Origin of the sequence: Aromatoleum toluolicum (genome assembly GCF_012911005.2) — a bacterium.
Classification (GTDB): Bacteria; Pseudomonadota; Gammaproteobacteria; order Burkholderiales; family Rhodocyclaceae; genus Aromatoleum; species Aromatoleum toluolicum.
This window is the reverse complement of sequence record NZ_WTVS01000010.1, coordinates 1-24,974: the sequence shown is the minus strand read 5'-3', so window position 1 is coordinate 24,974 and position 24,974 is coordinate 1. Positions and strand designations below refer to the sequence as shown.

Annotated in this window: 25 protein-coding genes; 17 read left to right on the top strand and 8 right to left on the bottom strand. The window is 65.5% G+C overall.

Annotated features, from left to right (window positions below):
• Window position 1: 1 nt before the first annotated feature.
• Window positions 2–823 carry a class II glutamine amidotransferase gene (locus GPA27_RS06515; RefSeq protein ID WP_169138742.1) on the bottom strand — a complete coding sequence of 274 codons (822 nt, stop codon included), beginning with the start codon at window positions 821–823 and terminating at the stop codon, window positions 2–4.
• 130 nt (window positions 824–953) lie between these two features.
• Here GPA27_RS06515 and GPA27_RS06510 point away from each other — a divergent pair, with 130 nt between their 5' ends.
• Both GPA27_RS06510 and GPA27_RS06505 read left to right on the top strand, forming a co-directional pair.
• On the top strand, window positions 954–2,417 hold the full coding sequence (locus GPA27_RS06510; RefSeq protein WP_308446324.1) for a DUF6538 domain-containing protein: 1,464 nt from the start codon (window positions 954–956) through the stop codon (window positions 2,415–2,417).
• Window positions 2,418–2,510: 93 nt separating this feature from the next.
• Entirely contained in the window at window positions 2,511–3,152 is a 642-nt protein-coding gene (locus GPA27_RS06505) for a hypothetical protein (protein WP_169138740.1), read from the top strand.
• A gap of 131 nt (window positions 3,153–3,283) precedes the next feature.
• Here GPA27_RS06505 and GPA27_RS06500 read toward each other — a convergent pair whose 3' ends face one another.
• On the bottom strand, window positions 3,284–4,135 hold the full coding sequence (locus tag GPA27_RS06500; RefSeq protein ID WP_169138738.1) for a hypothetical protein: 852 nt from the start codon (window positions 4,133–4,135) through the stop codon (window positions 3,284–3,286).
• Between the two features lie 339 nt (window positions 4,136–4,474).
• On the opposite strand from GPA27_RS06500, the gene GPA27_RS06495 reads away from it, so the two are divergent.
• The gene (locus GPA27_RS06495) at window positions 4,475–5,038 is read left to right on the top strand and encodes a recombinase family protein (RefSeq protein ID WP_169138736.1); all 564 of its coding nucleotides are present in this window, start codon (window positions 4,475–4,477) and stop codon (window positions 5,036–5,038) included.
• Window positions 5,039–5,341: 303 nt separating this feature from the next.
• On the opposite strand, the gene gatB is transcribed toward GPA27_RS06495, so the two are convergent.
• From gatB to gatC, 4 genes are read right to left on the bottom strand one after another with little or no spacing between them, the layout of a single operon-like run.
• Window positions 5,342–6,799, bottom strand: coding sequence for an Asp-tRNA(Asn)/Glu-tRNA(Gln) amidotransferase subunit GatB (gene gatB, locus GPA27_RS06490; RefSeq protein ID WP_169138734.1), 1,458 nt, complete (start codon window positions 6,797–6,799; stop codon window positions 5,342–5,344).
• A 27-nt stretch (window positions 6,800–6,826) separates the two neighbouring features.
• Entirely contained in the window at window positions 6,827–7,363 is a 537-nt protein-coding gene (locus GPA27_RS06485; RefSeq protein WP_169138732.1) for a hypothetical protein, read from the bottom strand.
• Between the two features lie 7 nt (window positions 7,364–7,370).
• On the bottom strand, window positions 7,371–8,834 hold the full coding sequence (gene gatA, locus GPA27_RS06480; protein WP_169138730.1) for an Asp-tRNA(Asn)/Glu-tRNA(Gln) amidotransferase subunit GatA: 1,464 nt from the start codon (window positions 8,832–8,834) through the stop codon (window positions 7,371–7,373).
• A 3-nt stretch (window positions 8,835–8,837) separates the two neighbouring features.
• Entirely contained in the window at window positions 8,838–9,125 is a 288-nt protein-coding gene (gatC, locus tag GPA27_RS06475; RefSeq protein ID WP_169138728.1) for an Asp-tRNA(Asn)/Glu-tRNA(Gln) amidotransferase subunit GatC, read from the bottom strand.
• A 118-nt stretch (window positions 9,126–9,243) separates the two neighbouring features.
• Here gatC and GPA27_RS06470 point away from each other — a divergent pair, with 118 nt between their 5' ends.
• The 11 genes from GPA27_RS06470 to lipA all read left to right on the top strand — a co-directional run bounded on the left by GPA27_RS06470 (window position 9,244) and on the right by lipA (window position 19,973).
• Window positions 9,244–10,287 (top strand): rod shape-determining protein, encoded by a 1,044-nt coding sequence (locus tag GPA27_RS06470; protein ID WP_076602349.1) that lies wholly within the window; start codon window positions 9,244–9,246, stop codon window positions 10,285–10,287.
• Between the two features lie 57 nt (window positions 10,288–10,344).
• The gene (mreC, locus tag GPA27_RS06465; RefSeq protein ID WP_169138726.1) at window positions 10,345–11,241 is read left to right on the top strand and encodes a rod shape-determining protein MreC; all 897 of its coding nucleotides are present in this window, start codon (window positions 10,345–10,347) and stop codon (window positions 11,239–11,241) included.
• A 3-nt stretch (window positions 11,242–11,244) separates the two neighbouring features.
• Window positions 11,245–11,766: a rod shape-determining protein MreD gene (gene mreD, locus GPA27_RS06460; RefSeq protein WP_169138724.1), complete on the top strand. Its 522-nt coding sequence runs from the start codon at window positions 11,245–11,247 to the stop codon at window positions 11,764–11,766.
• Window positions 11,766–13,763, top strand: coding sequence for a penicillin-binding protein 2 (gene mrdA, locus GPA27_RS06455; RefSeq protein ID WP_169138723.1), 1,998 nt, complete (start codon window positions 11,766–11,768; stop codon window positions 13,761–13,763). The genes mreD and mrdA overlap by 1 nt, the downstream gene beginning before the upstream one ends.
• Complete coding sequence (gene rodA / locus GPA27_RS06450; RefSeq protein WP_169138721.1) at window positions 13,760–14,902, top strand: rod shape-determining protein RodA; 1,143 nt, start codon at window positions 13,760–13,762, stop codon at window positions 14,900–14,902. The genes mrdA and rodA overlap by 4 nt, the downstream gene beginning before the upstream one ends.
• Window positions 14,903–14,918: 16 nt before the next feature.
• The gene (locus GPA27_RS06445) at window positions 14,919–15,926 is read left to right on the top strand and encodes a septal ring lytic transglycosylase RlpA family protein (RefSeq protein ID WP_169138719.1); all 1,008 of its coding nucleotides are present in this window, start codon (window positions 14,919–14,921) and stop codon (window positions 15,924–15,926) included.
• 133 nt (window positions 15,927–16,059) lie between these two features.
• Entirely contained in the window at window positions 16,060–17,187 is a 1,128-nt protein-coding gene (locus GPA27_RS06440) for a D-alanyl-D-alanine carboxypeptidase family protein (protein WP_169138717.1), read from the top strand.
• 16 nt (window positions 17,188–17,203) lie between these two features.
• Window positions 17,204–18,061: a D-amino acid aminotransferase gene (locus GPA27_RS06435; protein ID WP_169138715.1), complete on the top strand. Its 858-nt coding sequence runs from the start codon at window positions 17,204–17,206 to the stop codon at window positions 18,059–18,061.
• Window positions 18,054–18,326, top strand: a complete 273-nt coding sequence (locus tag GPA27_RS06430) for an HP0495 family protein (protein WP_169138713.1) — start codon at window positions 18,054–18,056, stop codon at window positions 18,324–18,326. The genes GPA27_RS06435 and GPA27_RS06430 overlap by 8 nt, the downstream gene beginning before the upstream one ends.
• The gene (lipB, locus tag GPA27_RS06425; protein WP_169138711.1) at window positions 18,326–18,973 is read left to right on the top strand and encodes a lipoyl(octanoyl) transferase LipB; all 648 of its coding nucleotides are present in this window, start codon (window positions 18,326–18,328) and stop codon (window positions 18,971–18,973) included. The genes GPA27_RS06430 and lipB overlap by 1 nt, the downstream gene beginning before the upstream one ends.
• Before the next feature lie 52 nt (window positions 18,974–19,025).
• On the top strand, window positions 19,026–19,973 hold the full coding sequence (gene lipA / locus GPA27_RS06420) for a lipoyl synthase (protein ID WP_169138709.1): 948 nt from the start codon (window positions 19,026–19,028) through the stop codon (window positions 19,971–19,973).
• Window positions 19,974–20,162: 189 nt separating this feature from the next.
• Here the strand turns inward: lipA and dksA are convergent, their stop codons facing one another.
• Window positions 20,163–20,594: an RNA polymerase-binding protein DksA gene (gene dksA, locus GPA27_RS06415; protein ID WP_444541837.1), complete on the bottom strand. Its 432-nt coding sequence runs from the start codon at window positions 20,592–20,594 to the stop codon at window positions 20,163–20,165.
• A gap of 148 nt (window positions 20,595–20,742) precedes the next feature.
• Between dksA and GPA27_RS06410 the strand changes: the two genes are divergently transcribed.
• From GPA27_RS06410 to GPA27_RS06400, 3 genes are all read left to right on the top strand, one after another.
• On the top strand, window positions 20,743–21,426 hold the full coding sequence (locus tag GPA27_RS06410) for a DUF4197 domain-containing protein (protein ID WP_169138707.1): 684 nt from the start codon (window positions 20,743–20,745) through the stop codon (window positions 21,424–21,426).
• A 188-nt stretch (window positions 21,427–21,614) separates the two neighbouring features.
• Window positions 21,615–23,597: a UvrD-helicase domain-containing protein gene (locus tag GPA27_RS06405; protein ID WP_169138705.1), complete on the top strand. Its 1,983-nt coding sequence runs from the start codon at window positions 21,615–21,617 to the stop codon at window positions 23,595–23,597.
• Window positions 23,598–23,912: 315 nt separating this feature from the next.
• The gene (locus tag GPA27_RS06400) at window positions 23,913–24,470 is read left to right on the top strand and encodes a hypothetical protein (RefSeq protein WP_169138703.1); all 558 of its coding nucleotides are present in this window, start codon (window positions 23,913–23,915) and stop codon (window positions 24,468–24,470) included.
• 55 nt (window positions 24,471–24,525) lie between these two features.
• On the opposite strand, the gene GPA27_RS06395 is transcribed toward GPA27_RS06400, so the two are convergent.
• Window positions 24,526–24,974: c-type cytochrome (locus tag GPA27_RS06395; RefSeq protein ID WP_373322731.1), on the bottom strand; the 449-nt coding region annotated here is incomplete at its 5' end.

The following is a 24,974-nucleotide window of genomic DNA, read 5'->3' as shown; positions in this document are numbered from 1 at the left end:
TCTACACGCTGCCCGCGCCCGCGGCGGGATTGCCGGCGATGGTCGTCGCTTCGCCCAGGGTCTCGATTGCGCCGTGCCGGAACGCGAGCAGGGTGCCGGGCGGGATCGCGTGCCACACCTCGTTGTCGGTCAGCGGCGCGGTCGCGATCACGGCGACGCGGTCGGCCGGGGTCGTGAGCCGGCTGAAATCGACGCTGAGGTCCTGGTCGGAGAGGTGCGCGGTCGCGAACGGTGCCTGGCGGATGATGTAGGTGAGTTTGGTCGAGCAATGGGCGAAGAGGTATTCGCCGTTCGACAGCAGGAAGTTGAACGGGCCGTGCGCGCCGATGCGGATCGCGAGCCGGCGCAGGGCGGCGAACAGGGCTTCGGCCGGCGGCGGGCCGTCGGGGAATTCGGCGGCGAGGTGCTGCAGGAGGTCGCAGAACGCGGACTCCGAGTCGGTGCTGCCGACCGGCAGGAAACGGCCGTCGAAGTGCGGTGCGTAGTCGAGCAGGTTGCCGTTGTGCGCGAAGATCCAGTAGCTCCCCCACAGTTCGCGCTGGAAGGGGTGGGTGTTGTCGAGCGTGACCTGACCCTGGGTGGCCTTGCGGATGTGCGCGATGACGTTGAGCGAGCGGATCGGGTAGCTGCGCACCAGTTCCGCGACCGGCGACAAGGCGCTGGGCTGGGGGTCGAGGAAGAGGCGCACGCCGCGTCCCTCGAAGAAGGCGATGCCCCAGCCGTCGGCGTGCACGTCGGTGGCGCCGCCGCGCGCCTGGAAGCCGGCGAACGAGAAGCAGATGTCCGTCGGCACGTTGCAGTTCATTCCGAGGAGCTGGCACATATTTCAGCCTCGTCGCGTGATATCGTGTCGTGCTTAGAGCCTTTGTTCATGGGCAATCTGCGAATGATATGGTTCCTTGCGGTAGGTTACACACGAGACTCCGTGAACCGAAACACAGGGAGGTGATACTTTGACCGAGTTCTTACATCAGAAGAAAGAATCTGGCCTATGGTACTACCGCAGGCGATACCCGAAAGCTGTGTCCATCGTGCTGGGTAAGGCGTGCTTCATGAAAAGTTTGAGAACTCATGTAAAGCGAGAAGCCCAGCGGTTGGCCCGTCAGGTCTCGGTCGAGTTTGATTCGGCGTGTGAAGGGGCATTGCGAGCCACTCAGGAGCTTTGTACTCAGCACGACGAATTGACCGCAGGACCATACGAAGAGGCCATACATCCTCCGGGAAGCTCTCCTCAGGACATCCTTGCCCGGTTGCCCAAGCAGGTCAGGCTTGCCGCGCACAGAGTGATCGAGGAACAGCAAAACAACCCGAGCGGATGGCGGGAGAGGGTCATGCGGTGGCGGGATGTCTACGAATCCCAGATCGACCGACCTATGGGTTACCCCGGCCCCGCAATTGGTGCTGAAGCTAAGGCATACGTCCGCGGAATCGATGCGGTGTTAAATGCGGAGAGCATCCCGGAACTTGTGAGGGGGAGTGCGCACGGTGCGATCTTGCCAACCAATGAAGGTCAGGCCCAGTTTGAAAGCTGGGAAGCATTGCGGCGGGAAGCACTGGCGCTATACAAGCACGAAGTAAGCGAGGCTCGTTACAAGGTGGCAGAGCGGGTGCTGTCGAAGCTGCGAGTGTCGGGAACGTCTGCGAGAGACATTCAAGACGCCCTGCAGGCGCATAGCCTTGAGCACCTGAAGCGTGTTCAACCTCGCACTGTAAAGGGACAACAGGATGCTGCTTTATCAGCATTGAGGAAAGTTCTAACCGACTTGAGACCTCGTCCCATACGCGAACTTAAGGGGGTCATGCAACCACGTGTCGGGGACAAGGAGAGCATGCCAGTGCAAAGCATTCGCGCAGCCTTGGCAGCTCTAGCCGAAAGGCCTCGCAGTTCAAAGGTCCGTAAGGGCTACGACGGGGGAGCCTCGCAATTCGATTGTATTGTGGTCCAGATGCTCGCATACACCGGCATGAGGCCCGCTGAGTTGTTCGGAGCCAATCAAGCGGCATTGGCCCAGAAGCAAGATTTTCGTGGGGTGTCCGGGCTCTACTTTCGTATTCAAAACGGGAAGAATAAAAGTTCAGAGCGAGACATTCCGTTGAGTGATGGCGTGCGAAGTGCTGTAGATGTCGATGCCTTGAGGGAACTGCTTGTATGGCTCGGACAGAATATCCGCTCTGTACGCGGCCTCGTGACGTCGCTGAATACGCGTTTTAAGAAGATCACGCGAGGATATACTCTGTATCAAATGCGTCATTCATGGAAGGACGTTGCGCAGCATGTAGGCATTGATTTCGAAATTCGAGAGCGGATATTGGGGCATAACGTCCAAGGTGTGGCGGCGATATACGGCTCTGGTATTCCTTTGGAAGGGGGGCTTGATGCGCTCATGTGCGTAAGGGCAGAGATCGAGGGAAGGTGATATGGCGTGCTAGTGTGAGATGTCTAGGCAATAGACAGATTGCGAGACACTTGTGAAACAATGATTTTGTCACTCTTTGGGTGGGGATAAGCCTTGGATCGTCAGCAGAAGAAACGTCTTGCAATTGTACTTGCGGTGATTTCTGGGTTAGCGGGATTGTGGCTGTCAAGTGACGGGTACCGCTATTTTTACCCTATGGATTATTTCGGTTATTGCAATTTGTCAGAAGGGCGCTGTCATGAGGTCGGTTTAGGCTCTGAAGCACAAAAATGGGACTTCGTTTCTGGTAATGGTATAAGCATATCAACATTTAAGGGTGGCAGGGGTTTTTGGGGACACCGTCTGCGTGGCGATTTAGTTGGGACGATCGTTGATCAAAATACCAAGAAGGAACAAAAAATTCATTTGGTCGGGTCCGCGCCGACGGAGCATGTACGAAGTAGCTGTCGCATAGACTCATGGCCGCGGGGTGCGGGCGGGATGTTTGAATTTATTATTAACTGTGATTATTTTAGCGCTGGGCCCGTTTACTTTAAGGATCAGACCATTCAAAAAAGTATGGAAGATATATTTACGAGCGCATCGGAGTTGAATGATGAGTTCGTGTCACGTCAGCAAATCGTCACGTGGGTGGCGTTCTTTGTCCCGTCTATTGCAGTCATTCTGATCTGGACGTTTTGTGCGTTCCTTGCTTCAATATTTCGTTTTGTGAAGTACGGTCGTATCAAAGGGTAAGTTGGCGTCGGAGCGTGGTAACGGGTGCTTTTCGAAGTTCGATTACTTCTTTACGAAGTAATAGAAAATCGCACGGTGGGAGGGGGCAAAACCGGGTCATCATTCCCCTCCCCGGTTTGTCCCCCGCGTCGCTAGTTCTGTTTCCCCCGGCGTATGATGCTTTTCACTCGTTCGTATTCGACCTTAAGAGTTGTCGCGATCTGCTGAGGTTTGTATCCAAGGTCGCGCAACGCAAGAACTCTTGCCTTGATTGTGTAGGGCTCAACGTCATCAACGGTATCGGTCATCCTAGGTGCGCCGATCTGAGCTTCAAGAATGGAAATTCGTGCTTCTAGCTCCGTGATCGTTTTGTCCTTCCGGGCATTGGATGCTTCCAGTGTCGCAATCCGATTATGGATGCGGACTCCTTCAAGGACGAATCCGAGCGCATCCCGAAAGCATTTCACGCGAGTGCAACGCCTGTACTCGCGCATGCTACGTGACACGAAAGTCGCAAGGGCTGGGTGCTCCATGATCTCGGTGGATATCAATGCTTCGGTGATTCGCCGGTGATGTCTGCTATTCCCGATGCTTTTCGCTTTGCCGTCGCTGTCTGGGAATGCTTGCGTCAAAGCGGCGGAGGCTGAGACGCATTCGCTAGCTTTCACCAAATCCAATGCGGTTATCAGCACATGCTTGAAGTCTTCAACGCTATGCTGATGCACGGCCATCCCCGCCTGCCATAATTCTTTTCCGAACTCCGCATTGACTTCGCGGGTTCGGCGTTGATGCCTCATAAGAACTTGTTGCCGAGTGGGGGTTGATTGTTTCTGAAGTTCCTGTGCTTTGAGTGCGCGATCAAACCCATACTTGGACGACAGTTCTTCGAGCGACTTGCCGTTCTGCAATTCCTTCAAGGCTTCCTTGACTAGCGAATGATTTTCACGCTGCATTTGAGTAGCAAAATCACTGCGCGTGCATATCTCTTTCTCATTGAATCTCAATTTGATTCCTCTGCGGTGACTGCTGGTTCTCACCCAACCACAAGGCCCAATCCCAAAGCTAGGGTTGGTCCAGCGATCACGGCAGAAGAATCAGCGGGATTGACTTGGTGAAGTGGGAAACAAGGGCGAGTGCGAGTCGCGTTCCTGTCCATTACCTGCAACTCTTTGCGGGAGGCTCCTAGGCTGTAGGTGCTCACGGTTGAATGTGGCGCATAAGGTTTGCCATTTGAGCCATGCTCCACGACACCGTGCAGTGATGGCTCATTTGTGTTGATTTAAATGTGAGCTAGCGTTAGCATATGAGCCATAGGTTGTGAGCTATGCACAAAGGGGCAAAACATGTCGAGCGTGATCGCATACGTCCGGGTCAGCAGTGATGACCAGACCACGGAGAACCAGCGCAGGGCCATACAGGCCCGCTATGCCGTCTCGAAGTGGTTTTCGGAGGAGGGGGTCTCCGGAGGTATTCCGGCTGCCCAGCGGCCCGCTATGGGCGCGCTATTGAGCTATGTCAGGGATGGGGATTCGGTGGTCGTCGTGGCCATAGACCGGCTTGGGCGAAACACGATCGATGTCCTTACCACGGTGGAAGCTCTGAGAGCCAAGGGGGTGTCGGTGGTGTCCATGCGGGAGGGCTTCGACCTCGCTACCCCTGCAGGTAAGTTGATGCTCACCATGCTTGCCGCAGTGGCGGAGCTAGAGAGGGACAACATCAAGGCCCGGCAGATGGCTGGCATCGAACGAGCGAGAGCAGAGGGGAAGAACCTAGGCCGCGAGAAGGTTATCGATGATGCAGCGGTGGTGTCGTGGCGGAAGGAGAATCAGGCCAGCATCAGGGCCACGGCAGAGCATTTCGGGATCTCTTCTGCATCGGTGAAGAGAGCATGCAAGCCTTCAGCCTGACCGCTGGTAAGCCCCGAGACCCAGAAAGGCAGGGGTACGGGGGAAATCGTCCTGCCTGCCTTATGGGAGGGAGTCTCGCGCGAGTGCGGCGCATTTACATGCGCATGCAGGGTACGCCGGAAGGGCGCAAGTTGCAGGTGGCACTTCCGGGCGACACGACATTACCCCTATGAGGTAACACAGAGGGACACGCAGGCTTGTTTAAGCCGTTGATAAGTAATAAAATTTACCTGCGTGTGCAGTTCATTCCGAGGAGCTGGCACATCGCGCGTCCCCCGAGGGTGTGGCGGTGAAAGGGTGGTTTCAGCCTTCTAGCTTGCGTTTCAAGAGTTCGTTGACCTGCGCCGGGTTGGCCTTGCCCTTGCTCGCCTTCATGACCTGGCCGACGAGCGCGTTGAAGGCCTTGTCCTTGCCGGCGCGGAATTCCTCGACCGACTTCTGGTTGGCCGCGAGCACTTCGTCGATCATCGCCTCGATCGCGCCGGCGTCGTTGGTCTGGCGCAGACCTTGGGCCTCGATGATGGCGTCGGCGCTCTCGCCCTCGCGGTTCCACAAGGCTTCGAACACCTTCTTGCCGATGTTGTTGGAGATTGTGCCGTCGGCGATGCGCGCCACGAGGCCGGCGAGCTGGGCGGGCGTTACGGGTGACGCCGAAATGTCCATTTCGGCCTTGTTCACGCGCGCGGCGAGATCGCCCATGACCCAGTTGGCGCAGGGCTTCGCCAGCGCCACGCCGGCGGCGTCGACGGTCGCCTGGTAGAAGGTGGCGACTTCCTTCGACGCGGTGAGGGTCGTCGCGTCATAGGCGGAGAGGCCCCACTGCTCCATGAAGCGTGCCTTCATCGCGCCGGGCAATTCGGGCATCTCCGAAGCGACGCGCGCCTTCCACTCGGGCGAGATGACCAGCGGCAGCAGGTCCGGGTCGGGGAAGTAGCGGTAGTCGTGCGCGTCTTCCTTCGAGCGCATCATGCGCGTCTCGCCGGTGTCGGGATCGAACAGCACGGTCGCCTGCTGGATCCTGCCGCCGTCTTCGATGGTGTCGATCTGCCACTGCACCTCGAAATCGATCGCCTGCTGCAGGAAGCGGAAGGAGTTCAGGTTCTTGATCTCGCGGCGCGTGCCGAGCGGTCCGCCGGGGCGGCGCACGGAGACGTTGGCGTCGCAGCGGAAGGAGCCTTCCTGCATGTTGCCGTCACAGATGTCGATCCAGCGCACCAGCGCGTGCAGCGCGCGGGCGTAGGCGACGGCCTCGGCGGAGGAGCGCATGTCGGGCTCGGAGACGATTTCCAGCAGCGGCGTGCCGGCACGGTTGAGGTCGATGCCGCTCATGCCGTGGAAGTCTTCGTGCAGCGATTTGCCGGCGTCTTCCTCGAGGTGGGCGCGGGTGAGTTGCACGGTCTTCTCGTAGGCTTTGTCACCTTCGCCGACGCGGATCGTGATTTCGCCGCCCTGCACCACCGGCAGCTCGAACTGGCTGATCTGGTAGCCCTTGGGGAGGTCGGGGTAAAAGTAGTTCTTGCGCGCGAACACGCTCTTCGAGGCGACGTTCGCGCCGATCGCCAGGCCGAAGCGGATCGCGCGCTCGACGGCGCCGCGGTTGAGCACCGGCAGCACGCCCGGCAGGGCGATGTCGACGGCGCAGGCCTGCACGTTCGGCGCGGCGCCGAAGGCGGTGCTGGCGCCGGAAAAGATCTTCGACGCGGTGTTGAGCTGGGCATGCACTTCCAGCCCGATGACGACTTCCCAATCCGATCTGCTCATGTGCGTATCTCTAGATTCTTGACGCGGTCAGGTGCACTGGCCGCTCGACCGGTCCACCAGGATCGGCCATACGTATTCGAACGTGCCGCGGGTGCAGCGTTTCGCGCATTCGGAGAATGCGACGGTGACCTGTTCGCCCTGTTCCCACATGCGCACCGTGCAGCCGTCGCGCGCCTGCAGTTCGACGTGCGGCACCTTGAGCACCTGCTTGAAGTCCGCGAGTTCGAACTTGCAGCTGCCGCGTTTGGGGACGTCGACCGTGGCGGCGAAGGCGCGCACCTCGGAGTAGCTGATGTCGAGCACGGCGCTGCCGCCGTAGCCGACCTCGTCCTTGAAGCGGCAGTCGGTCTTGATCGTCAGCGGCCGCACCGGCATGGGCTTGAGCCGGCCGCGCTGCAGCGCGCGTTCGGGTTCGGCTTCGGCGGCGGCCTGCGCGGCGGATTGGGTCGATGAGGGAGCGGTCGCGGCGGGCTCGGGCTTGCGCTCGGGCGGGGTCGCGCAGGCGCCGAGCAGCACGGCGGCGGCGAGCGCCGCGGCGCGGAGGGCGGGATGAAGGCGGCGCATGGGACGCTCAGGCCGGCCGGCGCAGGTGCCAGTCGGTCGCCTGCTGGTACTGGTGCGCGGTGCCCAGCAGGCGCGCTTCGCCGAAGTAGTCGCCGATGAGCTGCAGGCCGACCGGGAGATTCCCCCCACCGAAGCCGCAGGGATGCGACAGGCCGGGCAGGCCGGCGAGGTTCACGGCGATGGTGTAGATGTCCGACAGGTACATCTGCACCGGATCGTCGGCCTTCTCGCCGATCGCCCACGCGGTGGTCGGGCTGGTCGGGCCGGCGATCACGTCGCATTCGCGGAAGGCGGCCTGGAAGTCCTGCGCGATCAGGCGGCGCAGCTTCTGCGCCTGCAGGTAGTAGGCGTCGTAATAGCCGTGCGACAGCACGTAGGTGCCGACGAGGATGCGGCGCTTGACCTCGGCGCCGAAGCCTTCGGCGCGGCTCTTCGCGTACATCTCGGCGAGGTCGCGGTATTCGGCGGCGCGGTGGCCGTAGCGCACCCCGTCGAAGCGCGACAGGTTGCTCGACGCCTCGGCCGGGGCGATCACGTAGTAGGCGGGGATCGCCAGCCTGGCGTTGGGCAGGCTCACCTCGACGGTGGTCGCACCGAGCTTGCGGTATTGGTCGAGCGCCGCTTCGACGGCGGCACGTACGTCCTCGGCCATGCCTTCGGCGAAGAATTCGCGCGGCAGGCCGATGCGCAGGCCCGCGAGGGGCTTGTCGTTCGCCGGCGCGGCGATCTCGCGTGCGTAGTCTTCGGCGGGGCGTTCGAGGCTCGTGGAGTCGCGCTCGTCGAAGCCGGCCATCGCGGTCAGCAGCTGCGCGCAGTCGGCCGCGGACGCGCCGAAGGCGCCGCCCTGGTCGAGGGAGCTGGCGTAGGCGATCATGCCGTAGCGGCTGACAACGCCGTAGGTGGGCTTGATGCCGGTGATGCCGGTGTGGCCGGCGGGCTGGCGCACCGAACCGCCGGTGTCGGTGCCGGTGGCGATCGGCGCGAGGCGCGCGGCCACCGCAGCGGCCGAGCCGCCGGAGGAGCCGCCCGGGATGCGGGCGGTGTCCCACGGGTTCTTCACCGGGCCGTAGTGCGAGTTCTCGTTCGACGAGCCCATCGCGAACTCGTCCATGTTGGTCTTGCCGAGGTTCACCGCGCCGGCGGCTTTCAGCAGCGAGACGACGTGGGCGTCGTAGGGGCTGACGAAGTTCGACAGCATCTTCGAGCCGCAGGTCGTGAGCACGCCTTCGGTGCAGAACACGTCCTTGTGCGCGAGCGGGATGCCGGTGAGCGGGCCGGCGTTGCCGCCGGCGATGCGCGCGTCGGCGGCACGGGCGGCCGCAAGCGCGCCGTCGCGATCGACGGTGATGAAGGCGTTGAGCGTCGGGTTGTGCGCGGCGATGCGGTCGAGGAAGAGCGTCGCGAGCTCGACGCTGGAGATCCGCTTCGCGTCGAGTGCGGCGCGCAGTTCAGTGAGGCTGGCGTTGATCATGGCTTACTCGATGACCTTCGGGACGAGGTAGAGGCCCGCTTCGGTCTGCGGGGCGACGCGCTGGAAGGCCTCGCGTCGGTCCGGTTCGGTCGCGACGTCGGTACGCAGGCGCTGCGCGACGTCCTGCGGGTGGCTCATCGGTTCGACGCCGCTGGTGTCGACCGCCTGCATCTGTTCGATCAGGCCGAAAATGCCGTTGAGTTTGGTGCGTGTGGCCTCGACGTCGCCCTCGGCGAGTTCGATGCGCGCGAGTCCGGCGATGCGCAGGACCTGGTCAGTGGTAAGCGACATGAGGAAACAAAACCCGCTTAAATCACAAAGATTTGTAGGTTATCATACTCGTTTGCCGCCAGTCCGGCCGGGCTTCCGCCCCACCGCCCACCCTCCTCACCGGTTTCGGGATTTTTGCATGTTTGGCTTCCTGCGTTCCTATTTCTCCAACGATCTGGCCATTGACCTTGGTACCGCGAACACGCTGATCTACGTGCGCGGCAAGGGCATCGTGCTCGACGAGCCGTCCGTCGTCGCGATCCGTACCGAGGGCGGGCCCAACGCCAAGCGCACGATCCAGGCAGTCGGACATGCAGCGAAGCAGATGCTGGGCAAGACCCCGGGCAACATCACCGCGATCCGCCCGATGAAGGACGGCGTGATCGCCGATTTCGTCGTCACCGAGCAGATGATCAAGCAGTTCATCAAGAAGGTGCATGACTCGCGCATGTTCTCGCCCTCCCCGCGCATCATCATCTGCGTGCCCTGCGGTTCGACCCAGGTCGAGCGCCGTGCGATCCGCGACGCGGCGCTCGCGGCCGGCGCGAGCCAGGTGTATCTGATCGAGGAGCCGATGGCGGCCGCGATTGGCGCCGGCCTGCCGGTGTCGGATGCGACGGGTTCGATGGTCGTCGATATCGGCGGCGGCACCACCGAAGTCGGCGTGATCTCGCTCGGCGGCATGGTGTACGCCGGCTCCGTGCGCGTCGGCGGCGACAAGTTCGACGACTCGATCGTCAATTACATCCGCCGCAACTACGGCATGCTGATCGGCGACACCACCGCCGAGAACATCAAGAAGGAAATCGGCTCGGCCTTCCCGGGCTCCGAAGTGCGCGAGATGGAAGTGAAGGGGCGCAACCTCGCCGAAGGCATCCCGCGCAGCTTCACGATCTCGTCGAACGAGATCCTCGAGGCGCTCACCGAGCCGCTGAACCAGATCGTCTCCGCGGTGAAGATCGCCCTCGAGCAGACGCCGCCCGAACTGGGTGCCGACATCGCCGACCGCGGCATGGTGCTGACCGGTGGCGGCGCGCTGCTGCGCGACCTCGACCGCCTGCTGATGGAAGAGACCGGCCTGCCGGTGATCGTCGCGGAGGAGCCGCTGACCTGCGTCGCGCGCGGCTGCGGCATGGCGCTGGAGAAGATGGACAAGCTCGGGTCCATCTTCGCGTCCGAGTAAGTCGCGCAGTTGCGGCGGGCTTCCGGGTCTGTCGCGCTCCGCCACACACGCCTCACGATGTCCCTCGCCGGTCATCCGTCTCCGCCCATCTTCAAGCAGGGACCCACGCCGCTGGTGCGGCTGCTGGTGCTCGTGTCGGTGTGCCTGGCGATGCTGGTCGCCGACCTGAAGTTCCGCTACCTCGAAGTGGTGCGCCAGGCGCTGTCGGTGGCGACCTGGCCGCTGCAGATGGCGGCTGCCGCACCGGCTGACTTCGTGCGCAACGCGGCGGTGTATTTCGGCACCCTCGTCGAGGTGCAGAAGGATAACGCCGCGCTGCGCGGGCGCGAGCTGGAAGCGGCGCAGCGCCTGCTGCGCTTCGAGCAGCTCGAGGAGGAGAACCGCCGCCTGCGCGGGCTTCTCGACATGGGCCCTGCGGTCGCGGCGAAGAGCATCGCCGCCGAGATCCTCTACGACGCGCCGGACCCGTTCGACCTCAAGGTGATCCTCAACCGCGGCAGCCAGCACGGCGTCGAGGCCGGCATGGCGGTGGTCAATGAACAGGGCATGATCGGCCAGGTCACACGCGTGTACCCGGTGCAGGCCGAGGTCACGCTGCTGACCGACAAGGACCAGGCGGTACCGGTGCAGGTCGCGCGCAACGGTTTGCGCGGCGTGCTCGCCGGTGCCGGCCAGGGACGGCTGGAGCTGCGCTTCACGCTGTCGGGCGCGGACGTGCGTGTGGGCGACCGGCTCGTGACGTCGGGCCTCGACGGGCTCTTCCTCGCCGGCCTGCCGGTGGCCGACGTCGTCAGCGTCGACCGCGATGCGCAGACGTTCGCGGTGATCGTGTGCGAACCGGTCGCCGGGGTCGAGCGCACGACCCAGGTGCGCCTGCTGGGGCGCGCCGAGCCGCCGCCGCCGCGCCCTGCGCCGGAGCCGGAACCCGAGCCGCGCAAGGGCCTCAAGGGGTAAGCGATGCAACCGACCCACCGTTCCAGCCGCATCCTGCTGCCGGCCAAGACCTGGTTCGCTTACCTGAGCCTGCTGGTCGCGCTCGCGCTGAGCTACATCCCGACCGGCCTCACCCCCGGCGTGCCCGACTGGGTCGCGCTGGTGCTGGCCTTCTGGTCGATCCGCGAGCCGCTGCGCGTCGGCATGGGGGCGGGCTTTCTGTTCGGCGTGCTGGTCGATATCGGCCACGGCGCCGCGATGGGGCAGCACGCCCTCGCCTACGTCGTGCTGTGCTATCTGGCGACCTCGGTGTCGCGCCGCGTGCTGTGGTTCCCGCCGACGCAGCAGGCGCTGCAGATGTTCCCGCTGCTGCTGCTGACGCAGGTGATCATGGTCGTCGTGCGCCTCGTCGCCGGCGCCGAATTCCCCGGGTGGTGGTACTTCCTGTCCAGCCTGACGAGCGCGGCGCTGTGGGTGCCGCTGAACTACCTGTTGCTGCTGCCGCAGTACCAGCCGGTGGACCGGGACGACAACCGGCCCATTTGATGATGGAATTTCGTACCCCCGACGAGGAACTGGGGCGCTTCCGCCGCCGCGTCGTGATCGCGGGCGTCTTCATCGCGGTGTGCTTCGGCCTGCTGGTGGCGCGCTTCTGGTTCCTGCAGGTCGTGCGCTACGACTACTACCACACCCGCGCCGAGGACAACCGCATCGCGCTGCTGCCCATCGTGCCGGGGCGCGGTTCGATCACGGATCGCAACGGCATTCCGCTGGCGCGCAATTACGCCGCGTACACGCTGGAGATCACGCCCTCGCGCGTGCGCGACCTCGAGGCGACGATAGACGGGTTGGCGGAGATCGTCGAGATCGACGCGCGCGACCGGCGCCGCTTCAAGAAGCTGCTCGAAGAGAGCAAGAATTTCGAGAGCGTGCCGATCCGCACACGCCTGACCGAGGAGGAGGTGGCGCGGGTGATCGCGCGGCGCTACCAGTTCCCCGGCGTCGAGGTGCAGGCGCGCCTGTTCCGCGACTATCCGCATGGCGAACTCGCGTCGCACGTGATCGGCTACATCGGCCGCATCAACCAGCGCGACCGCGAACGCATCGAGGAATCGGGCGACGAGGCGAACTACCGCGGTTCCGAGTACATCGGCAAGAGCGGCCTGGAGTTGAGCTACGAGGCCGTGTTGCACGGCATCACCGGCGCCGAGCAGGTCGAGGTGAATGCCGGCGGGCGCGCGGTGCGTCAGCTCGCGCGCACGCCCGGGGTGGCCGGCAACGACCTCGAGCTCACGCTGAACATCGAGATGCAGAAGGTCGCCGAGGAGGCCTTCGGCAAGCGCCGCGGGGCGCTCGTCGCGATCGAGCCCGCGACCGGCGGCGTGCTGGCGCTGGTGTCCAAGCCCGGGTACGACCCCAACCTGTTCGTCGACGGCATCTCGACCGAGGACTGGAAGTCGCTCAACGAATCGCCCGACCACCCGCTGGTCAATCGCGCGATCTTCAGCGCCTACCCGCCCGGCTCGACCTTCAAGCCCTTCATGGCGATGGCGGGCCTGTCGGCGGGCAAGCGCACGATCACGCAGACGATCGCCGATCCGGGCTACTTCATGTTCGGCGGCCACCGCTTCATGGACGACAAGATCGGCGGGCACGGCATGGTCGATCTGCCCAAATCCATCGTCGTGTCGTGCAACACCTACTACTACCAGCTCGCCAACGATCTGGGCATCGACGGCATCGCGAACTTCATGCGCCCCTTCGGCTTCGGTTCGCGCACCGGCATCGATGTGCCCGGCGAGGCGGAGGGCGTGCTGCCGACACCGGAATGGAAGAAGAAGCGCTTCCGCAAGAAGGAGCACCAGAAGTGGTTCGGCGGCGAGACGATCTCGGTCGGCATCGGCCAGGGCTACAACGCCTACACGCCGCTGCAGATGGCCAACGCGGTGGCGGCGCTGGTCAATGACGGGAAGCTGTTCCGGCCGCACGTCGTGCGCCATGTCGTCAATCCCGCGACCGGCGAACGGCGCGTCGTCGAGCCTGCGCCGATCCGCACCATCCCGTTCAGGCCCGAGCATGCGGCCGCGGTGCGTCAGGCGATGGTGGACGTGAACAAGGCCGGTACCGGCGCGCGCGCCTTCGCCGGCGCGCCCTACTCGTCCGGCGGCAAGACCGGCACGGCGCAGGTGTTCTCGCTGCGCGGCCAGCGCTACGTCGAGGGGCGCGTGAGCGAACGCCTGCGCGACCATTCGTGGTTCATCGCCTACGCGCCGGCCGACAAGCCGACCATCGCGCTCGCGGTGCTGGTCGAGAACGGCGGCTTCGGCGCGCAGTCGGCGGCGCCGATCGCACGCCAGGTCATCGATTTCCACCTGCTCGGCAAGCGCCGCGACCAGCCGGCCGGCGAGGATGCCGACGCGGCCGACGAGAGCGACGAGAGCGACGAGCATGCCGGCCATCCGCACGCGGGGGCGCCCGCGGCGGCCGCGGAACCCGCAGCGCCGGAAGCGGGCGGACAAGACCGGGAGCCTCCTTCCGAATGACCGACACGCGTTTCCACCCGCGCGAGCTGCTCCGCGGCTTCCTGCGCCCGATCGACCTGCCGCTGCTGCTGCTGCTCGGCCTGCTGCTCGCCTACGCCTTCGTCGTGATGATGAGCGCATCGCCGGAGCGCATCCCGTCGCTGCAGGTGAACACCGCCGTCGCGCTCGCGGCGATGTGGGCGACGGCGCGCCTGCCGGCCCAGCGCCTGCTGAGCCTCGCGTTGCCGCTGTACCTGATCGGCGTGCTCCTGCTGGTCGCGGTGGATCTCTTCGGCGAGACCTCGAAAGGGGCGACACGCTGGCTCGACGTCGGCGTGACGCGCATCCAGCCCTCCGAGATCATGAAGATCGCGATGCCGCTGATGCTGGCGTGGTACTTCCAGCAGCGCGAGGGCCAGATCGGCCTGCGCGAGTTCATCGTCGCGGGCCTGCTGCTGGTCGTGCCGGTCGGCCTGATCATGGTGCAGCCCGATCTCGGCACGAGCCTGCTCGTGACCGCCGCGGGCGTGTATGTGATCTATTTCGCCGGCCTGTCGTGGAAGCTGATCGTGCCGGTCGTCGCGGTCGGCGTGATCGGCATCGTCGCGATCGTCGGCTTCGGCGACCAGATCTGCCAGCCCGGCGTCGACTGGCCGGGCCTGCGCGAATACCAGAAGCACCGTGTGTGCACCCTGCTCGATCCGACGCAGGATCCGCTCGGCAAGGGCTTCCACATCATCCAGTCGACGATCGCGATCGGCTCCGGCGGCGTGCTCGGCAAGGGCTGGATGGACGGCACGCAGACCCACCTCGCCTTCCTGCCCGAGCGCCACACCGACTTCATCTTCTCGGTGCTCGCCGAGGAATTCGGCCTGATCGGCATCGTCGTGCTGCTGGCGATCTACGTGCTGCTGCTGCTGCGCGGCTTCTACATCGCGGCGATGGCGCCGACGCTCGCGACGCGCCTGCTCGGCGGGGCCATCACGATGATCTTCTTCACCTATGCTTTCGTTAATATGGGCATGGTCAGCGGTATCCTGCCGGTCGTGGGCGTGCCGCTGCCCTTCATCAGCTACGGTGGAACCGCGCTCGTCACGCTGTGTCTCGGGATCGGGATACTGATGAGCATCCAGCGCAGCCGCGTGCTCGCGCAGGCGTGAATACGGAGACAGACCGATGCCGACGCATTCCCTGCAAGCCGGCCCGTCCGGCTACCAGCTGCTGTTCGCGGGCCTCGCCGCCGCGGTGCTGACGCTGGCCGGGTGCAGCACGACGCCGCCGCTGGCCGGCACCGCCGCGACACAACCCCAGGCCGATCCGGCGCCGGGCCAGAGCGCCGTCGTGCAGAAGCGCGGCGGCGCCTATTACAAGGATGACGGCCCGGGCGACAACCCGCCGGCCAACCTCGACGACATTCCCGATGCGCAGCCGCGTGCGGAGCCGCTGCACCGCTTCGCCAACCGCCCCTACAACGTGTTCGGCGCGGACTACGTGCCGGCGAAGGCGGTGATGCCGTTCCGCCAGCTCGGACGCGCGAGCTGGTACGGCAAGCGCTTCCATGGCAAGCCGACGTCCAGCGGCGAGCCCTACGACATGTACTCGATGACTGCCGCCCACCCGACGCTGCCGATCCCGAGCTACGCGCGCGTCACGCACCGCGCGAGCGGGCGCTCGGTGGTCGTGCGCATCAACGACCGCGGGCCCTTCCACAAGGGCCGCATCATGGATCTTTCCTACGCCGCTGCACACCGCCTGGGCTATGTGAACGTGGGCAGTGCGGAGGTCGAGGTCGAGGCCATCGTGCCCGACGGGGTCGAGATGGTCGCGACCGAAAAACCCGTCCCGCCGCTGCCCGGCCGCCGGCCGGCAGCCCTGGTGCCGCCGACGCCGGCGCCGGCCGAACCGCCGGTGCAGCTCGCGCTGGCCGAGCCGTCCACGCTCACCGATGCGACGCGCGGCATCTTCCTGCAGCTCGGCGCGTTTTCCACCGCCGCGAGCGCGCAAGGCTTCCGCGGCATGGTGCGCGACGCCTTCGCCGAGCATGCCGACCGCCTCGAAGTCCTTGCCGACGGCAAGCGCTACCGCCTGCACCTGGGTCCCTTCGCGTCGGTCGAGGAGGCGAAGGGCGAGGCCGAGCGCATCGCGCGGGAGCTGAAGTTCCGCCCCTTCGTCGTTACGCGCTGATGCAATCTGAACCAATTGCGGCATGCATCAGTCTCCTGCCGGGGACCGGGCAAGCCTTTATAATCGAACCTTTGCCCCGGCCCTGAGGCCTTGCCGCCTCTGTCTGCCCACTGCCACCCGCCAGCCGATCCTCATGCGCTTCCTCGTTGCCCTGCTGTTTGCCGTCGTCTCCTTCGCAGTCTCCGCCCAGAACGTCCCGCCCCCCACGCTCGCCGCCCGCAGCTGGTTGCTGATGGACCAGGCCACCGGCCAGGTGCTCGCCGCGCGCGAGGCCGACGCGCGCATCGAGCCCGCGTCGCTGACCAAGCTGATGACCGCCTACCTGACCTTCGCGGCGCTCAAGAGCGGCAGCATCACGCTGCAGCAGACCGTGCCCGTGTCCGAGAAGGCCTGGCGCATGGAAGGTTCGCGCATGTTCATCCAGCCCGACAAGCCGGTCACGGTCGAGGAGCTGGTGCAGGGCATGATCATCCAGTCGGGCAACGACGCCTGCGTCGCGCTCGCGGAGCTGATCGCCGGCAGCGAGGAATCCTTTGCCCACCTGATGAACCGCGAGGCGCAGCGCCTGGGCATGAAGAACACCAGCTTCATGAACTCGTCCGGCCTGCCCGACCCCAACCACTACACCACCGCGCGCGACCTGTCGCTGCTCGCGTCGGCGATCTCGCGCGACTTCCCCGAGTACTACCGCTACTACTCGCAGAAGGAATACACCTACAACAAGATCACGCAGCCGAACCGCAACCGCCTGCTGTGGCTCGATCCGACCGTCGACGGTCTGAAGACCGGCCACACCGCGGCGGCCGGCTACTGCCTGATCGCGTCGGCCCTGCGCGGCCAGCGTCGCCTCGTGTCGGTGGTACTGGGCACCGATTCCGACACCATCCGCGCGCAGGAATCGCTCAAGCTGCTGAACTACGGCTTCCAGTTCTTCGACACCGCCAGGCTGTATTCCGCGAACCAGGAGCTGTCGCGCTTCCGCGTGTGGAAGGGCGAGACCAACGAGTTGCCGGTCGGATTCCTCAACGATTTCGTCATTTCCCTACCCAAGGGCCAGGCCGAGAAGATCCAGAGCCAGCTCACCAGCCAGCAGCCGGTGGTCGCGCCGCTGCAGAAGGGCCAGCAGGTCGGCACGCTGCAGCTCACGCTCGACGGCCAGCCGATCGGCGAATACCCGGTCGTCGCGCTGCAGGACGTTCCCGTCGCCGGCTTCTTCGGCCGCCTGTGGGATACGATCGTGATGTGGATCAAGAGCCTGTAAGCCCGCGGAGGCGCTCATGAGCATCTGTTACCTCGACGGCACCTATCTGCCGCTGACCGAGGCGCGCATCTCGCCGATGGACCGTGGTTTCCTCTTCGGCGACGGCGCCTACGAGGTGATCCCGGTGTATTCGCGCCGTCCCTTCCGCATCGCCGAACATATCGCGCGCCTCGGGCGCACGCTGGACGCGGTGCGCATCCCGAACCCGCACACGGCCGCGGATTGGGAAGCGATCGTGAACGAGCTCGTCGCGCGCAACGCCTGGGTGGACCAGTCGATCTACCTGCACGTGTCGCGCGGCCCCGACGAGCGGCGCAACCACGCCTTCCCGGCGGTGATGCGTCCGACGGTGTTCCTGATGAGCGAGGCGCTCGTGACGCCGTCGGCCGAGGTGCTGGCGAACGGCGTCGCAGCCGTGAGCGCAGCCGATTTCCGCTGGGCGCGCTGCGACCTCAAGACCACCGCGCTGCTGGCGAACTGCCTGCTGCGCCAGGTCGCAATCGACAAGGGCTGCGCCGAGACGGTGCTGTTCCGTGACGGCTTCCTCACCGAAGGCGCGGCCTCCAACATCTTCGTCGTGCGCGACGGCGTGCTGCTCGCGCCGCCCAAGAGCCACCTCATGCTGCCCGGCATCACCTACGACGTGGTGCTGGAACTGACCGCCACGCACGGACTCGAACACCGGGTGCGCGAGATCCTCGAGGACGAGGTGCGCACGGCCGACGAACTGTGGCTCACCTCGTCGACCAAGGAAGTGCTCGCGATCACCAGCCTCGACGGCCGCCCGGTCGGCGACGGCAGGCCCGGGCCGGTGGGGCGCGAGATGCATGCCTGGTACCAGGAATTCAAGAACACGGTGATGCGCGTTGGCTGACCAGAACCCCGAAACCCTCCTCGAATTTCCCTGCGATTTCCCGATCAAGATCATGGGCGCGCGCGTGGACGAGTTCGCGCAGGTCGTCGTCGACGTCGTGCGCAGGCACGCGCCGGATTTCGATCCCGCGACGGTGCAGATGCGGCCGTCGAGCAAGGGCAACTACCTTTCCCTGACCTGCACCGTGCGCGCCGAGTCGAAGGCGCAGCTCGATGCGCTGTACCGCGAGCTGTCCGCCCACCCGCTGGTGAAGGTGGTGCTGTAGTGCAGGTGGTGGGCGCCGTGCCGCTGGTCGTGCGCCGTCTCGGCCTGGTCGAGTACGAGCCGACCTGGGCGGCGATGCGGGCGTTCACCGACGCACGCACGGACGCGACGATTGACGAGCTGTGGCTGCTGGAGCACCCGCCGGTGTTCACGCTGGGCCAGGCCGGCAAGCCCGAGCACCTCCTGCGCGAGACCGGCATCCCGCTGGTGAAGATCGACCGCGGCGGCCAGATCACCTACCACGGCCCCGGCCAGATCGTCGTCTACCTGCTCATCGACCTGCACCGCCGCCGCCTCAAGGTGCGCGAGATGGTGACGCTGATGGAGCAGGCGCTCATCGACTGCCTCGCGGACTACGGCCTCGCGGCCGCGCGCAAGGACGGCGCGCCGGGCGTGTATATCAATGGCGACAAGATCGCGGCGCTGGGCCTGCGCGTCAGGAACGGCTGCAGCTACCACGGCCTAGCGCTCAACGTCGATGTCGACCTCGCGCCGTTTTCGGCGATCAACCCCTGCGGTTACGAGGGGCTGCAGACGATCAGGATGAAGGATTTCGGCGTGACCAACGGCGTCGCCGACGTGGGGGAGCGCCTGCTTGCCCATCTCGAGCGCCTGCTCGCACCCCGACCGGCCACCGACAGGCCATAATGCGGCGGGCGCCACAAGCGCCCGCTACCCCCGAAGAGACGAGAGACATCAGATGGACAACGAGAACCGCAAGCAGCGTGGCGCCGAGAAGACCGCGCGCATCCCGATCAAGATCGTGCCCGCCGAGCGGCTGAAGAAGCCCGAGTGGATCCGCATCAAGCTCGGCGCCGGCCAGGAAGCCGAGCGCTTCAACGAGATCAAGGCGACGCTGCGCGACCACAAGCTGCACACGGTGTGCGAGGAAGCCTCCTGCCCGAACATCCATGAATGCTTCGGCAAGGGCACGGCGACCTTCATGATCATGGGCGACATCTGCACGCGCCGCTGCCCGTTCTGCGACGTCGGCCACGGACGGCCCGAGCCGCTCAATCCCGACGAGCCGAAGGATCTCGCGGCGACGATCGCCGCGATGCGCCTCAACTACGTCGTGATCACCAGCGTCGACCGTGACGACCTGCGCGACGGCGGCGCCCAGCACTTCGTCGACTGCATCCGCGAGACGCGCGCCGCGTCGCCGAAGACCGCGATCGAGGTACTGGTGCCGGACTTCCGCGGCCGCATGGAGATCGCGCTGGAAATCTTCGATCAGGCGCCGCCCGACGTCATGAACCACAACCTCGAGACGGTGCCGCGCCTGTACAAGCAGGCCCGTCCGGGTGCGGATTACGCCTATTCGCTGAAGCTGCTCAAGGAATTCAAGGCGCGCCACGCGGAGGTGCCGACGAAGTCGGGCCTGATGGTGGGGCTCGGCGAGACCGACGAGGAGATCCTCGAGGTGATGCGCGACCTGCGCGCGCACGACGTCGAGATGCTGACGATCGGCCAGTACCTGCAGCCCTCGACCGGCCACCTGCCGGTGCTGCGCTACGTGCACCCGGACACCTTCAAGATGTTCGAGACCGAAGCGCTGAAGATGGGCTTCAAGAACGCCGCCTGCGGCCCGATGGTGCGGTCGAGCTACTGGGCCGACCAACAGGCCCACGGCGCTGGCGTGGTCTGAGAGCTTGCGAATAAATCTACTGCGCGACCCGATTTCGCCCCTGTGATGCTCGCCGTACCGCTTGTACGGCTGCGCTTCTCGGGCCGAACTCGGGCCGCTCGCTACGATTTCTTCACAAGCCCCGAACTTGGCCGTTAGCGAGGAAGGGCGCGGAACCGGGGGGAAGCCCCCCGGCCGCGCACTTCCCCTTTAGCGGTAGAGGCGTTCCTCGCGCTCGTGTCGTTCCTGCTCCTCGATGCTCAGCGTCGCGGTCGGGCGCGCGAGCAGGCGGCCGACGCCGATCGGCTCGCCGCTGACCTCGCAGTAACCGTAGCTGCCGTCCTCGATGCGGCGCAGCGCGGCTTCCACCTTGTGCAGCAGCTTCAGTTCGCGGTCGCGGATGCGCTGTTCCAGCACCTGCTCCTCTTCCTGCGTCGCACGGTCGGCCTCGTCCGGGGTCGCGACGGTTTCGCGCAGGTGCGAGCGGGTTTCCTCGCTGTTTTCGCGCAGCTCGGCCTGCAGCTGGAGCAGGCGCCGGCGGAAGAATTCGAGCTGCGCGGCGTTCATGTAGTCGTCCGCCGGCATCGCCAGCAGTTCGGCTTCGGAGAGTGTGCCGTTGCGTGTGGCAGTTGCCGTCATCATGAGTTCTCCGTGTTGCCACCCCTTGCACCACAGTGCCTCGGGGCCAAGTCCAATAAATGAAAAAAGGGTAACTCCGGCACGCACACGTTACCCGTCACGGGGGTATGCTCACGGGCGCTTCGAGTGAAACCCGTCCCTGGAGACCATCATGCGTTGCATTCTGCGAGCTTTCGCCCTGCTTGTCATCTGTATGCCGGCTTGGGCGGCCGGACTGGGGAACATCACCGACTCGGAGGCCTCCGGCGGCCTGCGCGAGGCGCTGACGCAGGGCGCCGGGCGCGCGGTCGAGATGCTGGGCCGCAAGGACGGTTTCCTCGCCAACAAGAAGGTGAAGATCCCGCTGCCCGACGGGCTCGCGCAGGTCGAGCCGGTGATGCGCATGGCCGGCCGCGGCAAGGATTTCGACAAGCTCGTGACGGCGATGAACCGCGCCGCCGAAGCGGCGGTGCCCGAGGCGAAGACCTTGCTCGTCGATGCGGTGAGGCAGATGTCGGTCGAGGACGCGCGCGGCATCCTGACCGGGGGCGACGATGCGGCGACGCGTTACTTCAAGTCCAAGACGCAGGCGCGCCTCGCGGAGAAATTCCTGCCCGTCGTGAAGCAGAGCACCGACCGGCTGGCGCTCGCCGAGCAGTACAACAAGCTCGCCGGCCAGGCCGCGAGCTTCGGGCTGGTGAAGGGCGAGGACGCGCAGATCGAGGGCTACGTGACGCGCAAGGCGCTCGACGGCCTGTACCTGATGATCGGCGAGGAGGAGCGCGCGATCCGCCGGAATCCGGTGCAGGCGGCGGGTTCGCTGGCGCAGAAGGTGTTCGGGATGCTGGGGCAGTAGCGGGCCGGACACGCCCGGCGCATTGCGGTGTGCCCCCACAGAGTCGGCCCATCCACGCGCAGACGGACCGCGCCCGCGTCGGGTTGTAAGCGCGCCGATGCGTCGGAGGCGATGCGGTAAAATCCAGCCTGGCGCCGCCCACGGGTGGCGCTGTCTTTTTCACCACCGCAGTCCCGTCCGCAACGCCCATGTCCGCTCTCCTGAATGCTCCGCAGCGCGAAGCGATCCGCTACCTCGACGGACCGAGCCTCGTGCTGGCCGGCGCGGGCAGCGGCAAGACGCGGGTGATCACGCACAAGATCGCTTACCTGATCAACGAGTGCGGCATGAACCCGTCGAACATCGCGGCGATCACCTTCACCAACAAGGCGGCGAAGGAGATGCAGGAGCGCGTAGCGGGCCTGATGGGCGGGCGCGCACCGGGCGGCCTGACGGTGTGCACCTTCCACGCGCTGGGGGTGCGGATGATCCGCCAGGAGGCGGTGCACTGCGGGCTGAAGCCGCAGTTCTCGATCCTCGACGCGTCCGACACGGTGCAGATCGTCGCCGACATCTCGCGCGATTCGGACAAGGCACGCTCGAAGGCGATGCAGTGGCAGATATCGGGCTGGAAGAACGCGATGATCACGCCGGCGGAGGCGGCGCAGCTTGCCGACGACGAGATCTCGTCGGCCGCGGCGATGCTGTACGCCGAGTACGAGCGCACGCTGCGCGCCTACCAGGCGGTGGATTTCGACGACCTGATCTCGCTGCCGGTGCGCCTGCTGGAGGAGAACCCGGACGTGCGCGAGCGCTGGCAGAACAAGCTGCGCTACCTGCTGGTCGACGAGTACCAGGATACGAACAAGGCGCAGTACCGGCTGCTGCGCCAGCTCTCCGGCGTGCGCGGGGCGTTCACCGCGGTGGGCGACGACGACCAGGCGATCTATGCGTGGCGCGGCGCGGACGTCGAGAACCTGAAGCTGCTGCAGCAGGATTACCCGAAGCTGAAGGTCATCAAGCTGGAGCAGAACTACCGCTCGTCGCGGCGCATCCTCACCGCGGCGAACACGGTCATCGCAAACAACGAGAAGCTCTTCGAGAAGCAGCTGTGGTCCGAGCACGGCGACGGCGAGCAGATCGCGGTGACGGCGTGCCGCGACGCGGACCACGAGGCGGAGTGGATCGCGTCGAAGATCAGCGCGCACAAGTTCGAGCACCGCACCAAGTTCTCCGACTACGCGATCCTGTACCGCGGCAATCACCAGGCGCGGGTGATCGAGCAGCAGCTCAGGAACCAGAAGATCCCCTACGTGATGTCGGGCGGGCAGTCCTTCTTCGACAAGGCGGAGATCCGCGACCTGATGTCGTGGCTGCGCCTGCTGATGAACGAGGACGACGACCTTGCCTTCATCCGCGCGATCACGACGCCGCGGCGCGGGGTCGGTGCGGCGACGATCGAGGCGATCGGCAACTACGCCGGGCGTCGCCACGTGAGCCTGTTCGCGGCGGTGTTCGAGGAAGGCGTGGCGCATGCGCTCAACGCGCGCCAACTCGAGCAGCTGCAGGAGTTCGGCAACTTCATCAACCGCATGCAGTACCGTGCCCACCGCGAGCCGGCCGCGCGCGTGCTGGAGGACCTGCTCGCGGCGATCCGCTACGAGGCGTGGCTGTTCGAGCACCTCGACACGCGCGAGGCGGAGTCGAAGTGGAGCAACGTGCGCGACTTCGTCGGCTGGCTGGGCCGCAAGGGCGAGGCGGACGGCAAGAATCTGATCGAGCTGACGCAGACGATCGCGCTGATCTCGATGCTGGATAAGGACGACGCCGAGTTCGACGGCGTGCAGCTCGCGACGCTGCACGCGTCGAAGGGGCTGGAGTTCAAGCACGTGTTCCTGGTCGGCGTCGAGGAAGGCCTGCTGCCGCACCAGTCGTCGATCGACGAGGACAAGGTGGATGAGGAGCGCCGCCTGATGTACGTGGGCATCACGCGCGCGCAGCGCACGCTCAACATCACGTGGTGCGAGCGGCGCAAGGCGGGCAAGGAGACGCGCACCTGCGAACCGTCGCGCTTCATCGCCGAGATGGGCGGCGACATCAGGATGAGCGACCGCAAGACCAATGCGCCGGTGTCGAAGGAAGAGGGGCGGGCGCGCATCGCGAACCTGATGGCGATGCTGGAAGGGCGCTGAGGCCGTCCTGAACCCGCCGATTGCGGCGAGAAGGAACCGCCGAGCAGGCGCCGCACGCCGGGGTGTGCCGGCATCGGGCAAGCATCCCGCGTTCGTCGTGGCCGGTCAAGCCGCCGTCATGGAGACCGGTGTGTGCGGGTGGTGGAGCATGGCGCGCAGCCGTCCGCCGTGACGGTTTCCGCAGCGCACTGCGCATTTTCACCCACTCATAATGCATCTCCGTACAATGCCCCGCAGGATTCTGCCTGCCCGACTGCCATCGCCTGGACGACAGATGCGGGCCTTCAAATCGACATTTCCGGTGGAGCTGAACTGATGAACAAAGAGTATTCGGGTTTGGTGAAGTCCCTGGTTCGGGGCGCGGCGGCGGCGACGGTCGCCGTCCTGGCCCTCTCGTCCGGCGCAGCGAGCGCCGAAGAACGTGCCTGCCTGGGGCGGCTCGCGCCGATCAGCGGGAAGGTCACGACGAACGCCATCGGACCGGGCGAGACGCTGGGCGTCCTCGCCGGCAAGATCGATGACAAACTCAAGCTCAACTGCGGTATCCAGGGCAAGGCCTTCTTCAACCCGGACGGCACTTTCGGGGGCTTCACGCACACGCTGGTGTGCAGCGACACAATCTCGGAGTTCGGGCAGACCGTGCACTCTCAGGTCGTCGCGCTCAGCCGCTACGACGGCATGCCGCAATTCACGAGCTGCGGCATTCCGGGCATGGACATGCAGTACGGCAGCTTCCGCGAGATTACCGAACCGCAGAGCGGACGCGGCATCTTCGCGCCGACCGGCGGGGGCCGCCTCGAAGTCGAGGGCACCGTCAATTGCGCCGGTGCTGTCGACATGAAGATCGCCGGCGAGGTCTGTCTCGTCTACTGAGGCAGCGCAGACGGCGCGGGGGGCGGCAACGCCCTGCCCCGCGGCACTCCTCGTCTTATTTCGCGACCGGCGGCTCGGCGAATTTCGCGCCGCCGCTGTTCGCCAGGTAGGCCACCGCTCGCTGAACCTCGGTATCGGTGAGATCGGCGCCGCCGCCGCGCGGCGGCATCTGGCGGATGCCGCCGATCGCGTTCTTCGTCAGCGTGTCGAAGCCCTGCGCGATGCGCGGCGCCCACGCGGCGGCGTCACCCGTCTTCGGTGCGCCGAGTGCGCCCGCGGCGTGGCAGCCGGCGCAGGTGCCCTGGTAGACCTGTTCGCCGCTGCGGCTGCCCGGCGCGACCTTCTGCACCTTCAGCGAGATTTTCGCGACCGGTTCGATACGGCTGGCGCGGGCTTCCGGGTCGCCTTCCTGCGGCTGGCTGCAGGCTCCCAGCAGCGCGGCGACCAGCGCGAGGGCGGGCAGTGCGGCGTGGCGCGGGAGACGGGCGGGGGAGACTGGCGGGG

Excerpts from the sequence above, each read along its gene's own strand:
- GPA27_RS06515 (WP_169138742.1), bottom strand. The coding sequence starts at position 823 with ATGTGCCAGCTCCTCGGAATGAACTGCAACGTGCCGACGGACATCTGC.
- GPA27_RS06495 (WP_169138736.1), top strand. The coding sequence starts at position 4,475 with ATGTCGAGCGTGATCGCATACGTCCGGGTCAGCAGTGATGACCAGACC.
- gatB (WP_169138734.1), bottom strand. The coding sequence starts at position 6,799 with ATGAGCAGATCGGATTGGGAAGTCGTCATCGGGCTGGAAGTGCATGCC.
- GPA27_RS06485 (WP_169138732.1), bottom strand. The coding sequence starts at position 7,363 with ATGCGCCGCCTTCATCCCGCCCTCCGCGCCGCGGCGCTCGCCGCCGCC.
- gatA (WP_169138730.1), bottom strand. The coding sequence starts at position 8,834 with ATGATCAACGCCAGCCTCACTGAACTGCGCGCCGCACTCGACGCGAAG.
- gatC (WP_169138728.1), bottom strand. The coding sequence starts at position 9,125 with ATGTCGCTTACCACTGACCAGGTCCTGCGCATCGCCGGACTCGCGCGC.
- GPA27_RS06470 (WP_076602349.1), top strand. The coding sequence starts at position 9,244 with ATGTTTGGCTTCCTGCGTTCCTATTTCTCCAACGATCTGGCCATTGAC.
- mreC (WP_169138726.1), top strand. The coding sequence starts at position 10,345 with ATGTCCCTCGCCGGTCATCCGTCTCCGCCCATCTTCAAGCAGGGACCC.
- mreD (WP_169138724.1), top strand. The coding sequence starts at position 11,245 with ATGCAACCGACCCACCGTTCCAGCCGCATCCTGCTGCCGGCCAAGACC.
- mrdA (WP_169138723.1), top strand. The coding sequence starts at position 11,766 with ATGATGGAATTTCGTACCCCCGACGAGGAACTGGGGCGCTTCCGCCGC.
- rodA (WP_169138721.1), top strand. The coding sequence starts at position 13,760 with ATGACCGACACGCGTTTCCACCCGCGCGAGCTGCTCCGCGGCTTCCTG.
- GPA27_RS06445 (WP_169138719.1), top strand. The coding sequence starts at position 14,919 with ATGCCGACGCATTCCCTGCAAGCCGGCCCGTCCGGCTACCAGCTGCTG.
- GPA27_RS06440 (WP_169138717.1), top strand. The coding sequence starts at position 16,060 with ATGCGCTTCCTCGTTGCCCTGCTGTTTGCCGTCGTCTCCTTCGCAGTC.
- GPA27_RS06435 (WP_169138715.1), top strand. The coding sequence starts at position 17,204 with ATGAGCATCTGTTACCTCGACGGCACCTATCTGCCGCTGACCGAGGCG.
- lipA (WP_169138709.1), top strand. The coding sequence starts at position 19,026 with ATGGACAACGAGAACCGCAAGCAGCGTGGCGCCGAGAAGACCGCGCGC.
- dksA (WP_444541837.1), bottom strand. The coding sequence starts at position 20,594 with ATGATGACGGCAACTGCCACACGCAACGGCACACTCTCCGAAGCCGAA.
- GPA27_RS06410 (WP_169138707.1), top strand. The coding sequence starts at position 20,743 with ATGCGTTGCATTCTGCGAGCTTTCGCCCTGCTTGTCATCTGTATGCCG.
- GPA27_RS06405 (WP_169138705.1), top strand. The coding sequence starts at position 21,615 with ATGTCCGCTCTCCTGAATGCTCCGCAGCGCGAAGCGATCCGCTACCTC.
- GPA27_RS06400 (WP_169138703.1), top strand. The coding sequence starts at position 23,913 with ATGAACAAAGAGTATTCGGGTTTGGTGAAGTCCCTGGTTCGGGGCGCG.